At 69.1% G+C, this 13,126-nt stretch carries 10 protein-coding genes and 1 pseudogene; 9 read left to right on the forward strand and 2 right to left on the reverse strand.

Annotated features, from left to right (window positions below; all coding sequences use genetic code 11):
• The first annotated feature begins 251 nt into the window (after nt 1-251).
• Nucleotides 252-1,870, forward strand: a pseudogene (locus ACIGHN_RS23120) (long-chain-fatty-acid--CoA ligase).
• 121 nt (nt 1,871-1,991) lie between these two features.
• The gene (locus ACIGHN_RS23125) at nt 1,992-3,239 is read left to right on the forward strand and encodes a branched-chain amino acid ABC transporter substrate-binding protein (protein ID WP_396506346.1); all 1,248 of its coding nucleotides are present in this window, start codon (nt 1,992-1,994) and stop codon (nt 3,237-3,239) included.
• A gap of 155 nt (nt 3,240-3,394) precedes the next feature.
• Here ACIGHN_RS23125 and ACIGHN_RS23130 read toward each other — a convergent pair whose 3' ends face one another.
• Together ACIGHN_RS23130 and ACIGHN_RS23135 are read right to left on the reverse strand one after the other, a co-directional pair.
• The gene (locus ACIGHN_RS23130) at nt 3,395-4,201 is read right to left on the reverse strand and encodes a VOC family protein (protein WP_396506348.1); all 807 of its coding nucleotides are present in this window, start codon (nt 4,199-4,201) and stop codon (nt 3,395-3,397) included.
• Between the two features lie 63 nt (nt 4,202-4,264).
• Complete coding sequence (locus ACIGHN_RS23135) at nt 4,265-4,855, reverse strand: OsmC family protein (RefSeq protein WP_396506349.1); 591 nt, start codon at nt 4,853-4,855, stop codon at nt 4,265-4,267.
• A gap of 310 nt (nt 4,856-5,165) precedes the next feature.
• Between ACIGHN_RS23135 and ACIGHN_RS23140 the strand changes: the two genes are divergently transcribed.
• The 7 genes from ACIGHN_RS23140 (at nt 5,166) to ACIGHN_RS23170 (ending at nt 13,085) form a co-directional block, all read left to right on the forward strand.
• The gene (locus ACIGHN_RS23140) at nt 5,166-6,875 is read left to right on the forward strand and encodes a TIGR04028 family ABC transporter substrate-binding protein (protein WP_396506350.1); all 1,710 of its coding nucleotides are present in this window, start codon (nt 5,166-5,168) and stop codon (nt 6,873-6,875) included.
• A gap of 156 nt (nt 6,876-7,031) precedes the next feature.
• Nucleotides 7,032-7,970: an ABC transporter permease gene (locus ACIGHN_RS23145; protein WP_396506351.1), complete on the forward strand. Its 939-nt coding sequence runs from the start codon at nt 7,032-7,034 to the stop codon at nt 7,968-7,970.
• 11 nt (nt 7,971-7,981) lie between these two features.
• Nucleotides 7,982-8,962, forward strand: a complete 981-nt coding sequence (locus tag ACIGHN_RS23150; protein WP_396506353.1) for an ABC transporter permease — start codon at nt 7,982-7,984, stop codon at nt 8,960-8,962.
• The gene (locus ACIGHN_RS23155) at nt 8,959-10,683 is read left to right on the forward strand and encodes a dipeptide ABC transporter ATP-binding protein (protein ID WP_396506355.1); all 1,725 of its coding nucleotides are present in this window, start codon (nt 8,959-8,961) and stop codon (nt 10,681-10,683) included. Before ACIGHN_RS23150 ends, ACIGHN_RS23155 begins: the two co-directional genes overlap by 4 nt.
• The gene (locus tag ACIGHN_RS23160; RefSeq protein ID WP_396506357.1) at nt 10,616-11,773 is read left to right on the forward strand and encodes a putative FMN-dependent luciferase-like monooxygenase; all 1,158 of its coding nucleotides are present in this window, start codon (nt 10,616-10,618) and stop codon (nt 11,771-11,773) included. Before ACIGHN_RS23155 ends, ACIGHN_RS23160 begins: the two co-directional genes overlap by 68 nt.
• Nucleotides 11,770-12,468 (forward strand): CMD domain protein, encoded by a 699-nt coding sequence (locus tag ACIGHN_RS23165; RefSeq protein ID WP_396506358.1) that lies wholly within the window; start codon nt 11,770-11,772, stop codon nt 12,466-12,468. The genes ACIGHN_RS23160 and ACIGHN_RS23165 overlap by 4 nt, the downstream gene beginning before the upstream one ends.
• On the forward strand, nt 12,465-13,085 hold the full coding sequence (locus ACIGHN_RS23170; RefSeq protein WP_396506360.1) for an alkylhydroperoxidase domain protein: 621 nt from the start codon (nt 12,465-12,467) through the stop codon (nt 13,083-13,085). The genes ACIGHN_RS23165 and ACIGHN_RS23170 overlap by 4 nt, the downstream gene beginning before the upstream one ends.
• The last annotated feature ends 41 nt before the right edge of the window (nt 13,086-13,126 follow it).

The raw sequence follows: 13,126 nt of genomic DNA on the forward strand, positions 1-13,126 counted from the left end.
GCGCATGGCTGTGGGATTGTGCACGGCGGGTGGACCAAGGGCCGGCGGCGCGCGCCGGGGCCTGGGCAGGGTGCCAGCTCCCGGACTGGCTGGACGAGTCGCGCGGACGACATGCGCGCCCGGCGTTGTTTGCGACGCTGCGCCAGCCCCGATGAAGAGGGCCCTGCACCGGCACCCACGAATGCCGCGATGCAGCACAGCGCACCTCCCAGGAGACAACGGCAATGCAACAGCAGCACCCGCCCGGCAGCATGATGGACCGGCCCTTACTGGTCTCGGCCATCCTCGAGCACGGTGAGCACCAGTACGGCGGCCAGCAGATCGTCTCGCGCAATACCGAGGATGGCGGCCTGCACCGCTACCGGTTCGCCGACCTGGCCCGGAGCGCCCGACAGCTGGCCAACGCACTGCAGGCGCTGGGCCTGCGCCCCGGCACCGTGGTGGGGTCGCTCGCCTGGAACAACCACCGCCACCTGGAGGCGTACTACGCGTATCCGGCAGCGGCATGGTCATGCACACCTGCAACCCGCGTCTGCACAGTGAGCAGCTGGCCTACATCGTCAACCACGCCGATGACGAGGTGGTGCTGTTCGACACCACCTTCGCCCCGCTGGTGCGCGCCATTGCGCACGCCTGTCCGCGGGTGCGCCACTGGATCGCACTGTGCGATGCGCCCGCGCTCGCCGCCATCGACCTCGACGGCGTGCCGTCCGTGCGGGCCTACGAGCCGTGGATCGCAGAGCACAGCGACCGCTTCGACTGGCCCGAATGCGATGAGAGATCCGGCGCGGCCCTGTGCTACACGTCTGGCACCACGGGCAACCCCAAGGGCGTGCTGTACTCGCACCGGGCCCTTGCGCTGAGTGCCCTGTCCGCGTGCCTGCCCGGCGTGCTCAGCATCAGCGCGCAGGAGACGGTACTGCCCGTGGTGCCCATGTTCCACATCAACGCATGGTGCCTGCCCTACGCGGCTTTGATCGGTGGGGCCAAGCTCGTGCTGCCGGGCCCGCGGCTGGATGCCGCCAGCCTGTACGAGCTGATGGAGACCGAGCGTGTCACGGTGAGTGCCGGCGTGCCCACCATCTGGATGGGGCTGATCCAGTACGTGGAGCAACACCAGCTGCGCTTTACCACCATGCGCCGCACGGGCGTGGGAGGCTCGGCCATGCCCAAGGCGCTGATCGCCAAGTTCAACGACGTGTTCGATGTGGAGGTGCGCCACGGCTGGGGCATGACCGAATCCACCGCCATCGCCACCATGAGCAGCCTGGGCGCACAGGACGTGGGCCTGTCGCCCGCCGAGCGCCACGCCCTGGTCGCCAGGCAGGGCAAGTCGGTGTTCGGCATCGAGCTCAAGCTGGTGGACGAAAACGGCGCCACGCTGCCACGCGATGGGGCCGCGCAGGGCGAGCTGATGGTGCGCGGCCAGTGGATCGTAGAGCGTTATCACAAGGCCGAGCGCTCCGCGCTGGTGGATGGGTGGTTCCCGACCGGCGACATCGCCACCATCGACGCGCAAGGCGTGGTGCAGATCCGCGACCGCACCAAGGACGTCATCAAGTCCGGCGGCGAGTGGATCAGCTCCATCGACCTGGAAAACGCTGCCGTGGCCCACCCCGCTGTGGCCATGGCCGCCGTGATCGGTGTGCGGCACCCGAAGTGGGACGAGCGCCCCTTGCTGTTCATCGTGCGCAAGCCCGGCCAGGCGCTGGACAAGCCACAGATCCTGGATTTTCTGGCCGAGCGGGTGGCCAAGTGGTGGCTGCCGGACGATGTCCTGTTCGTGGACAGCCTGCCGCTGGGCGGCACGGGCAAGGTCCAGAAAAACGAGCTGCGGCAGCGGCATGGCAACGCCTTCAGTGGTGACTGAGCGCTGACCGCTGTCCACTGACCGCTGACCGCTGACCACTCGCAGATTGATGGATCGACGGATCGACTGATGGATTCACGCGACGGATCTTTTTTGCACACCACAACCCCAGGAGACAACCATGAACACGGTCCAGAGGAAATGGCTCAAGGCTTGCGCATGCGCCGCGGCGCTGGTGATGGCGGCGCACGCCGGGGCGGCCGAGACGGTCAAGATCGGCTTCATCGACTTGCTGTCGGGCCCGTTCGCGCTCACGGGCCAGAGCTCGCTCAACCAGCTGCGCGAGGTGGTCTCTCAGGTCAACGCCAAGGCGGGACCCAACGAGCCGAAGTTCGAGGTGGTGGATTTTGACAACAAGGGCACCCCGCAAGAGAGCCTCAACGCGCTGAAGGCGGCTACTGACCGCGGCATCCGCTACGTCACCCAGGGCGGCGGATCGGGTGCGGCCCTGGCGCTGGTGGATGCACTCAACAAGCTGGCCGAGCGGGACCCGGAGCGGGCGACGGTCTACCTCAACTACGCCGCCATGGACCCGCAGCTCACCAACGAGCGCTGCAGCTTCTGGCACTTCAGGTTCTATCCCTCCAGCGAAATGAAGATGGAGGCGCTGACCACCTACCTGCAGGGCCGCAGCGATGTGAAGCGTGTCTACCTGCTCAACCAGGACTACACCCATGGCCGCCAGGTGTCCAAGGCCGCCAAGGAATACCTGGCCCGCAAGCGGCCGGACATCGAGGTGGTGGGCGACGATTTCGTGCCCATCGCCCAGACGCGCGACTTTGCCCCCTTCGTGGCCAAGATCGCCGCCGCCAAGGCCGACACGGTCATCACCTCCAACTGGGGCAGCGACCTCACGCTGCTGTTCAAGTCCTCCCGCGACTACGGCCTGAACATCAACTACTTCACGCTCAACGCCAACAACCCCGGCACCCCTGCGCAGATCGGGCCGTGGGGCGAAGGCAAGGTCGGGGTGATCTGGAACTGGGTGCACAACGCGCCGACCCCCGAGCTCGAAAAGATCTACGTGGACTACAAGAAAAAAACCGGTGACGACTTCGTGTTCGCTGCGCACTGGAACACCATGCACATGCTGCGCGAGGCCATGCGCAAGGCGCAGTCCACCGATGCGAAAAAGGTCGCGCTGGCGTTGGAGGGGATGACGTTCAAGAGCCCCATGGGCGAGGTGCGCATGCGCAAGAGCGACCACCAGCTCGAAGCGCCGCTGTACCTGGGCATCTGGGCCAAGCAGGGCAGCAAAGGCGTGAAGTACGACGCCGAGAAGACCGGCTATGGTTTCCGGTCGGAAGTGGCCTGGGATTCGTACATCAGCGCGCAACCTACTTCGTGCCAGATGAAGAGGCCGTCCTGAAGCCGGGAGCCTGAAACCGGACTGGCGCAGTGCCGTGTCAGTCCCGTCCCCTTCGGCCACCCTGGCCGCCTTCTTTCAGGCCAGGTTCGCAGCGCTGAGCGTGCTGCGCGGCCGGCCTGGCGACGAGGCTATCTCGCACGCCGCACCGGCAGGATTCACACGGCAGCAAATTCGATGGCGGCGCCGTGCGTGCGTGTGGTGGTGGGAGCCACGGGAACATCACCCGTGGTGCCCAGCACCAGCGCATAGGGGCCCTCGCCACGGGTGTCCAGCCGGGCTGCGGCCGATTCCCCCGCACCACCCGGCAGCGGCCCGGCCTGCGTCAGCACCAGCGTGCTGCGCCCCAACGTCACCGTACCCACCCGCGCACCCGTGCCGGGCTGCAGAAAAGGCGCGCTCACGTTGGCGGCCTGGGCCTCGCCCAGCAGGGCGCGGTAGTGGGCCAGGCTGGCGTCCAGGTCCTTCACGGCCAGGGCCAGGCTGGTCACGCCGCGGGCGCCGTTGGGGTGCACGCGGGCGTCGCCTTCGGGCACGCGCAGGGCGCGCGGGGTCTGGTCGCCGCACAAGAAGGGCAGGTCGTGCGACGGGGGGCGTGCCGTCTGCCACTGCAGGCGCTCGCCATCAGGCCGCACGCGGCCGCCGTCGTGGGGGCCGCTGTAGGCCAGGCCCCGGTCCTTGGCGCCGGCCACCGTGGTGGCAGTGTCGGGCGGCAGCAGCGCAAAGTCCACGATGCCGTCGCCGTGCGCGTTCAGCAGTTCCCACCAGCGCTCGCCGGGCGATGGCGAGCGCCAGGCGATCAGCTCAAAGTAGGAGCCGTCCGCAAAGACGACCAGCGCGTTGTAGGTGGGCCGGCCCGGGTGGTCGCCGCCCTGCAGCACGTTGAATCCGAGGGCGCGGTAGTCGGCGATGGTCTGGTCCAGATCCTTCACCGCGATCACGATGTGGTCGAGTGTCAATGCCATGGGGGCTGTGTTCCTTGCGGGGTCAATGGGTGGTAAATGGGTCGACGTGCGTTCAGTCGGTGATCACGCGGGCACGGCTTCGGCGGGCTGTGCGGCGGGCTGCGCTGTGGCGGCGCTGGAGTTGGTCAGCGCCACGCTGGCGCGCACCTGCTGCGGGTTGCGCAGCAGGTTCAGGATGGGGCAGGTGCGCTCCACCGCTTCGAACAGTGCGTCGATGTCGGCCCGGCTCGCGGGCGAATCGATGTGCACGGTGTAGGCGATGTCGTGCGGCCAGATGGGCGTCTCTTCGTGCCCGGGCTTGCCGCCGCGCGGGTCGATCACGCCGGTGACCTCGACCTCCAGGCTGGTCAACGGCACCTGGCGCGAGGCGGCCTGGATCAAGAAGATGTGCGTCACGCAGCTGCCCAGCACACCGAGCTGCAGCTCGGGCGAACTGGGGCCCAGGTTGTAGCCCGCGAAGTCGGGCGGGCTGTCGCTGATGACCTGGTGGTCGCGGATGCGGATGCGGCGCACGCCGCTGCGGCCTTCGGCGCTCACGCGGGCTTTCAGCGCCGCGGGCTGTGCGGTGCCGCGCTCGATGGCTGCGTCGCGCGCCAGCACGGCAGCGCGTTTTTCGGCCAGGTAGTCGTTGAGGTGGGCATGAAGCTGGGGCATGGCGGGGTGCTTTCTGCTGCTGGCCGCCGCGGACATCGGGCGCAATACAAGCAGCGTGTTGCCGCCATTGTGGAAAGCCGCGCACCCCCACGCCAACAAAGAAAACCGCGCTCGCATATGCGGGTTCCGGATAAGCGCGCGGGCTTGTTCACTGCATTGTTTTGCGCATATCGATGCTACTTAATACATGCCTGCAACCGCCCTTGCGCCGATAGCATGAATACATATGAACTGGCCCGCCGCAGTGCGCACACCGCGCTGCAGCCTGTGACAACAGGTCCGCAAGGACGGCGCCGGATGTGTCATTCCAATGCCGGTACGGCGACGAGGTCATCACGTGTTTTTCGCAAAAAAGAAGTCGGTGGGATGGTGGGCTGCGGGTGCAGTCGCCGTGGCGGTAGGGGTGCTGTTGGCTGGCTGCTCCAAGCAGGGCAGCGAGCCCGCCGCGACCGCAGGTGCCAGTGCCGACCAGCCGGTGCAGGGCGGCACGCTGGTCTACCTGGAGCAGCAGGCGCACACCAACCTGTACCCGCCAGCGGGGGGCTTCTACCCGAACGGCGGCATCCTCAACCAGATCACCGACAAGCTCACCTACCAGGACCCGAAGACGCTGCAGATCCAGCCCTGGATCGCCGAGTCGTGGACCGTGAACGACACCGCCACCGAGTACACCTTCAAATTGAAAAAAGGTGTGACCTTCTCCGACGGCACCCCGCTCGATGCTGCTGCCGTGGCCAGGAACTACGACACCTACGGCCTGGGCAACAAGGAGCTCAAGCTGCCCGTGTCCGAGGTGATCAACAACTACGACAAGAGCGAGGTGGTGGACCCGCTCACCGTCAAGTTCTACTTCAAGAAGCCCTCGCCGGGCTTTCTGCAGGGCACGTCCGTCATTGGCTCAGGCCTGGTGTCGCTGGCCACGCTGGCACGGCCGTTTGAAGAGCTGGGCGATGCGACGAAGATCATCGGCTCGGGGCCCTTCGTGGTGACGGCCGAGACGCTGGGCAAGGAGCTCACGCTCACCGCCCGCAAGGAATACACCTGGGGCCCCGCCCAGCACGCCCACCAGGGCCGTGCGCGGCTCGATGAGATCAAGCTCATCGTCACGCCCGAAGACAGCGTGCGCATCGGCGCGCTGCTGTCGGGCCAGGCGGGCTTCATCCGCCAGGTGCAGGCCTATGACGAAAAGCGCGTGCAGGACCAGAAGTTCGAGATCTACGCACCTTCCACGCGCGGCGTGAACAACAGCGTGGTCTTTCGCCCCGACAACGCGCTGGTGGCCGATGTGAAGGTGCGTCAGGCGCTGCTGTACGCCACCAACACCAAGGAGATCGTGCAGACGCTGTTCTCGGCCAACTACCCGCAGGCCACCTCGGTCATCGCGTCCACCGCGCTGGGCTATGTGAACCTGTCGGCCAAGCTGGGCTACGACGAGGCCAAGGCCAAACAGCTGCTCGACGACGCCGGCTGGAAGCTCAATGCCAACGGCCTGCGCGAGAAGGACGGCAAGGAGCTGGTGCTGGCCGCGTACGAGTCGCTGCCGCAGCCGCAGAACAAGGAAACCCTGCAGCTCGTGGCGCAGCAGTGGGCCAAGGTGGGCGTCAAGCTCAACGTGCTGGCGGGCGACGCCGGCAGCCGCGTGGTGGACAACCTCGACCCCGAGAAGACCCCCGTATCCCCCGGCATGGTGGGCCGTGCCGACCCCGACGTGATCAAGAGCAACTACTACCCCACCAACCGCAACGTGCTGCTGCAAAAGGGCGGTGTGAGCGGCAAGGTCAAGGCGTTTGAGGACACGAAGCTCAACGGCCTGCTCGACGCCATCGCCGCCGAGACCGACGCGGCCAAGCGCCTGGCGCTCACGGCCGATGTGCAGAACTACCTGATCGACCAGGCGTATGTGATCCCGGTGTTCGAGGAGCCGCAGGCCTTTGCAGGATCACCGTCGGTGAAGGGCGTGGGCTTTGAGGCGGTGGGCCGACCCAGCTTCTACGGCACGTGGATCGCCGCAAGACATTGACTCCCCCTGAGTCGCTGCGCGCCTTCCCCCTGGGGGGGACGCCACCGGTGGACCGGCGAAGCCGGCTCCACGGTGGCACTGGCTTGGGACGCGCCAGTTTCTAACGCTGTGCGGCTGCTGGCTGCTGCTGTTGCTTTTGCTGAAGGAGTGACTTCCATGTTCAAGTACCTTGTCCATCGCACGGGCCAGGCCCTGCTGGTGCTGTGGGCGGCGTTCACCGCGTCGTTCGTGCTGCTGCAGTTGCTGCCGGGCGATGCGATTTTGATCAAGTTCCTGAACCCTGAGTTTGGCCTGGGCCCGCAGGAAATCGCGGACATCCGTGCGGCCTACGGCGCGGACACGTCGGTGTGGCAGCAGTACCGGCACACGCTGCTGGGCTTTTTCAGCGGCAACTTCGGGTATTCGGTGCAGGCGGGGGTGCCGGTGAGCCAGGGCTTGGCCACCAACCTGCCGCCCACGCTGCGCCTGGCGGGGCTGGGCTTTGCGGCGGCGCTGCTGCTGGCGGTGGTCCTCGCGTTTGCCTCGCAGCTCACGCGCTGGGGCTGGCTGCGCTCGGCGCTGCAGTCGCTGCCTTCGCTGTTCATCTCGGTGCCGGTGTTCTGGCTGGGGATCATGCTGATCCAGGTGGTGTCGTTCCGCCTGGGGTGGATTCCGGTGATCAACCCCGGCAAGTGGCAGGGCCTGGTGCTGCCCACGCTCACGCTCGCCATTCCCATCGCCGCGCCGCTGGCGCAGATTTTGATCCGCAACATCGACGAAGTGCTCACGCAGCCCTTTGTGGCCGTGGCGCGGGCCAAGGGCGCGACGCGCCCCTGGGTGCTGTGGAAGCACGTGGCGCGCAACGCGGTGCTGCCCACGCTGACCATCGCGGGCGTGCTGTTCGGCGAGCTGCTGGCGGGCGCTGTGGTGACCGAGGCGGTGTTCGGCCTCAACGGCCTGGGCAGCCTCACGCAGCAGGCGGTGGGCAACCAGGACACCGCGGTGCTGCAGGCGGTGGTGGTGGTCTCGGCCACGGCCTTCGTGTTCATCAACCTGGTGGTGGACCTGCTGTACCCCGTGTTCGACCCCCGCCTGCGTTCGCGCCTGGGCACCTGAGGAGATCCCGCATGACCACCACGTCTTCCACCGCCGACCTGGGCGTTTTCACGGGCACCGCGCAGCCGGCCCCGCACCGCTTCGAGCGCGCCGTGGCAGCGCCCGCCGCTGTCGTGGTGCCCACGGCGCCCATCCCTGCCGCCCCGCCGCCGCACACACACGGGGGCACGTGGGGCCAACGCCTGGTGCAGCGCGCGCGCAGCGCACCCATCAGCCTGTGGCTGGCCTGGGGCGTGATCGCACTGGTGGCGCTGTGGGCTGTCGCGCCCGGTGTCTTCACCAGCTACAGCGCCACGGTGGGCGTGGCCGGCCAGCAGCTGCAGGCGCCGTCGGCCGCGCACTGGCTGGGCACCGATGCGCTGGGCCGCGACGGCTATGCGCGCCTGGTGTTCGGTGCGGTGCATTCGCTGTCGGGCGCGTTCCTGGCAGTGGCCGTGGGGCTGGTGCTGGGCACGCTGCTGGGCGTGCTGGCGGGCTCCATCGGCGGCTGGGTGGAGGACGTGATCATGCGCACCGTCGACGTGCTGCTGTCGGTGCCTGCGCTGCTGCTGTCGCTGTCCATCATCATCATCCTGGGCTTTGGCACGCTGAACGCCGCAGTGGCGGTGGGCGTGGCGTCGGTCGCCAGCTTTGCGCGGCTGACCCGGTCCGAGGTGGTGCGCGTGCGCCGCTCCGACTATGTGGAGGCAGCCTTCGGCAGCGGCGGGCGCTTTGGCGCTGTGCTGTGGCGCCATGTGCTGCCCAACTCGCTGACCTCGGTGATTGCCATGGCGGCGCTGCAGTTCGGTTCGGCCATTTTGTCAATCTCGACGCTCGGCTTCCTGGGCTACGGCGCGCCGCCACCCACGCCCGAGTGGGGCCTGCTCATCGCCGAGGGGCGCAACTACATCTCGACGGCCTGGTGGCTCACCACCGTGCCGGGGCTGGTGGTGGTGGCCGTGGTGCTGGCGGCCAACCGCATCAGCGCGGCGTTGACGAAGGGGCGCGCATGACCACCATCGCCCAGGCCGTGGCGCAGCCGCCGGTGCTGGAGGTGGAGAACCTCTCCATCGCCTACCGCGACAAGGACCACGAACAGCGGGTGGTGCACGGCGTGTCGTTCGCCATCGCGCCCGGCGAGGTCGTGGCGCTGGTGGGCGAGTCGGGCTCCGGCAAGACCACCACCGCGCAGGCCCTCATCGGCCTGCTCGCCGACAACGGCCGGGTGGAGCAAGGCGCGATCCGGCTCAACGGCACGGACATCGCCGGGTGGTCGCCCGACCGCTTCGACACGGTGCGCGGCCGCGTGCTCAGCCTCATCCCGCAGGACCCGACCAGCTCGCTCAACCCCGTGCGCACGGTGGGCGAGCAGGTGGGCGAGATCTTGAAGATCCACCGCTACGGCGACCGCCAGGCCATCGCGCGGCGCGTGGTCGAGCTGCTGGCCAAGGTGGGCCTGTCGCAGCCCGAGCTGCGTGCGCGGCAGTACCCGCACGAGCTGTCGGGCGGCATGAAGCAGCGGGTGCTGATCGCCATTGCCATTGCGCTGCAGCCCGCGCTCATCATTGCCGACGAGCCCACCAGCGCGCTCGACGTGACGGTGCAGCGGCGCATCCTCGACCTCATTGACGAGCTGCGCAGCGAGTTCGGCACCGCCGTGCTGCTGGTCACGCACGACCTGGGCGTGGCGGCCGACCGCGCCAACTGGCTGGTGGTGCTGCAGGGCGGGCGCATCCAGGAGCAGGGCGACACCGCCAGCGTGCTGCGCAACCCGCACAGCGCCTACACGCGCAAGCTGCTGGCCGATGCGCCGTCGCTTGCGCAGGGCGCGTTTCGCCCGGCCCGTACCGCCGCCGCCAACGACGCGCCCGAGCGGCCCGAGGACTTCGCCATCGTGGTGGACGGCCTGGTGCACGACTTCGACGTGGCCGGGCGCAAGGAGCCGTTCCGCGCGGTGGACGGCGTGTCGTTCCGCGTGCGGCGCGGCACCACACACGCTATCGTGGGCGAGTCGGGCTCGGGCAAGACCACCACCATCCGCGACGTGGTGGGCTTTCGCCAGCCCACGGCGGGCCGCATCGTCATCGAGGGCACGGACCTCACCACCCTGCGTGGCGAGGCGCTGCGGCAGTTCCGCCGCACGGTGCAGCTGGTCTACCAGAACCCGTTCAGCTCTCTGGACCCGCGCCAGACCATCTTCCAGATCATCGAAGAGCCCCTGCTCAATTTCGCGCCGCTGCCCATTGCCGAGCGCGCACGCCGCGTGCACGACATCCTGGCCCGCGTGGGCCTGCCGCCGGCCGTGCTGGAGCGCCGCCCGCGCGCCCTGTCGGGCGGCCAGCGCCAGCGCGTGGCCATTGCGCGCGCCTTGGTGCTGCAGCCGCGCGTGCTGGTGCTCGACGAGGCGGTGTCGGCCCTGGACGTGACCGTGCAGGCGCAGATCCTGGCGCTGCTGGAGACGCTGCAGCGCGACCTGGGCCTGACCTACCTCTTCATCTCGCACGACCTGGCCGTGGTGCGCCAGATTGCGGACACCGTCTCGGTGCTGCAGGGCGGCCGCCAGGTGGACGCGGGCCGCGTGGAAGACGTGTTCCTGCGCCCTGGCAGCGACTACACGCGCGAACTCATCGACGCCATCCCCGGCAAGAAAAACATCCACCCTCACCATGACCCTCTCGACACTCACAGCACCCACACTACCCAAGCGCCTGGGCTTCTTCAGCAGGCTGCTTGACGACGCGCCTGCGGGCGAACGCTACCGGCTGGTGACCGAGCAGATCGCCCATGCCGAGGCCTTCGGCTTCGACTCCGCCTGGGTGGCGCAGCACCACTTTCATGAACACGAAGGCGGCCTGCCCTCGCCCTTCGTCTTTCTGGCCCACGTGGCGGCGCGCACGCGGCGCATCCGCCTGGGCACCGGCATCGTGACCCTGCCCATGGAGAACGCGGTGCGCGTGGCCGAGGACGCCATCGTGCTCGACCTGCTCTCGGGCGGGCGGCTGGAGCTGGGCGTGGGCACGGGCGGCACGCCCGAGTCGTTCGCCGCGTTCGGCATCACCAGCGATGACCGCAGCGCGGTCTATGCGCGCCACCTGGCCCTGGTGCGGGACGCATGGGCCGGCAGGCCCCTGCCCGGTGGCGACCGGCTGTACCCGGCGGCCGAGCAGCTGCTGGGCCGCGTCTGGCAGGCCACGTTCTCGGTGGCGGGCGGCGAGCGCGCGGGGCAGGCGGGCGACGGGCTGATGCTGTCGCGCACCCAGCCGCGCACGGCCGAGGCACCGGGCGCCGCGCTGCACGACCTGCAGCACCCCATCATCGACGCCTACCTGGCCGCACTGCCCGGCGGCGCCACGCCGCGCATCGTCGGCTCGCGCAGCCTGTTCGTGGCCGACGACCGCAAGGAGGCACTGCGCTTGGCGGATGTGGGCCTGCGCCGTGCGGCCGCGCGTTTTGCCGCGGCCGCGCTGCAACCCGGCCAGGCACCGCGTCCCGGGCCCGACGCGCCCCTGGAGACATTGATTGCCGCGTACGACGTGCACGTGGGCACGCCTGACGATGTGATCGCCACGCTGCAGGCCGACACGGCGCTGGCGCGCGCCACCGACATCGTGTTCCAGGTGCATTCGGTGGACCCGCCGCACGCGCACATCCTGCGCTCCATCGAACTCACGGCCACGCGCGTCGCGCCGGCGCTGGGCTGGGTGCGCAAGCACACGGGCGCTGCCAACACCACTCCCACCACTGCAGCCGCAACCACAACGGCACCAACACCCACACCAACAACACCCACAGCTTCCTCCACCCGCACCGAGGCCATCGCATGAGCACCCCTGCCCCCATTCCCTCCCCCAGCGCAACGCCGCCCACTGCGGCACTGCCCGACGTGATCGACCTGCTCGCGGGCATCGAGCCCGGCGACCACCTGGACACCATCCGCCGCCACCGGCTCGATGCGCGCACGCATGCGCAAGAGAGTTACCGCGCGCTGTTCGCGCCCACCGCGCCGGCGCCGGGCACTGTCACGCTGGCCGAGCGCCTGGCGGTTGCGGCATTTGTCGCAGGCCTGCACCAGCAGGCCGACGCAGCGGCGTTCTATGCCGCCGCGCTGGTGGCGCAGGACGCGGGTGCAGGGCTGGCCCAGGCGATTGCAGCCGAGGTCAGCCGGGGCGCGGCGCAGGGCCCGTACGGCCACTACCCCGCCGGCCCGCTGAGCCGCGAAAACACCGACGGCTCCGCCTACGCCGTGGGCGAGGCGCAGCGCGCCGTGCTGGGCCTGCGGCTGTCGGCGGGCCTGGCGCATGCGCACCTGCTCACCTTCCACCCGCGCGACGCGAGCCCCGAGGCCTTGCAGGCGCTGCTGGACGCAGGTTGGTCGGCCACCGACGTCGTGGTGCTGTCGCAGCTCGTGGCGTTCCTGTCGTTCCAGATCCGCGTGGTCGTGGGCCTGCGCCTGCTTGCAGCGCATCCGGCACCTGCCGCGTCGTCGTCCACCCCCCACACCGCAGAGGCCCAGCCATGAGCGATGCCGCCGTCATCACCCACCCCGACAACCATGAGCCCACGGCCTTCACGCAGGCGCAGCTCGAATGGCTGCCCTGGCTGCCCCCGCTGGCCGAGGACGAGTTGACCGAGCGCCACTACGCCGGCCTGGTGGACGCCGCACGCGCCAAGTCGCCGTACTTTCGCCTGCTGGCGCGCGACCCGGACACGCTGGGCGCGCGCACCCGCACCGACAAGGACATCTTCTACAACCCGGATGCAGGGCTGCCCCGGGCGGAGCGCGAGCTGTCGGCCACGGCCACCTCGCGGGCCAACGGCTGCATCTACTGCGCGTCGGTGCATGCGCGCTTTGCCGCGCACTTCTCGCACCGCCAGGCCGATGTGCAGCGCCTGCTGGACGAGGGTGTCGGGGCCGATCTCGACCCGCGCTGGAACGCCATCGTCGCGGCCTCGGTGGCCCTCACGGCGACCCCCGCGGCGCTGGACGGGACCCATATCGAAAGCCTGCGCGCTGCAGGGCTCGACGACTTCGCGATCTCCGACGCGCTGCACGGCGCGGCGTTCTTCAACTGGGCCAACCGGCTGATGCTGTCGCTGGGGGAGCCGCAGCAGCAGACTGCGGCGGCTGCGGCCTGAAGCGGGTGATGATCGATCTTCCCTGCGCTGAGTGATCGACC

The sequence above is a fragment of the Acidovorax sp. NPDC077693 genome (genome assembly GCF_044542805.1).
GTDB lineage: Bacteria > Pseudomonadota > Gammaproteobacteria > Burkholderiales > Burkholderiaceae_C > Acidovorax.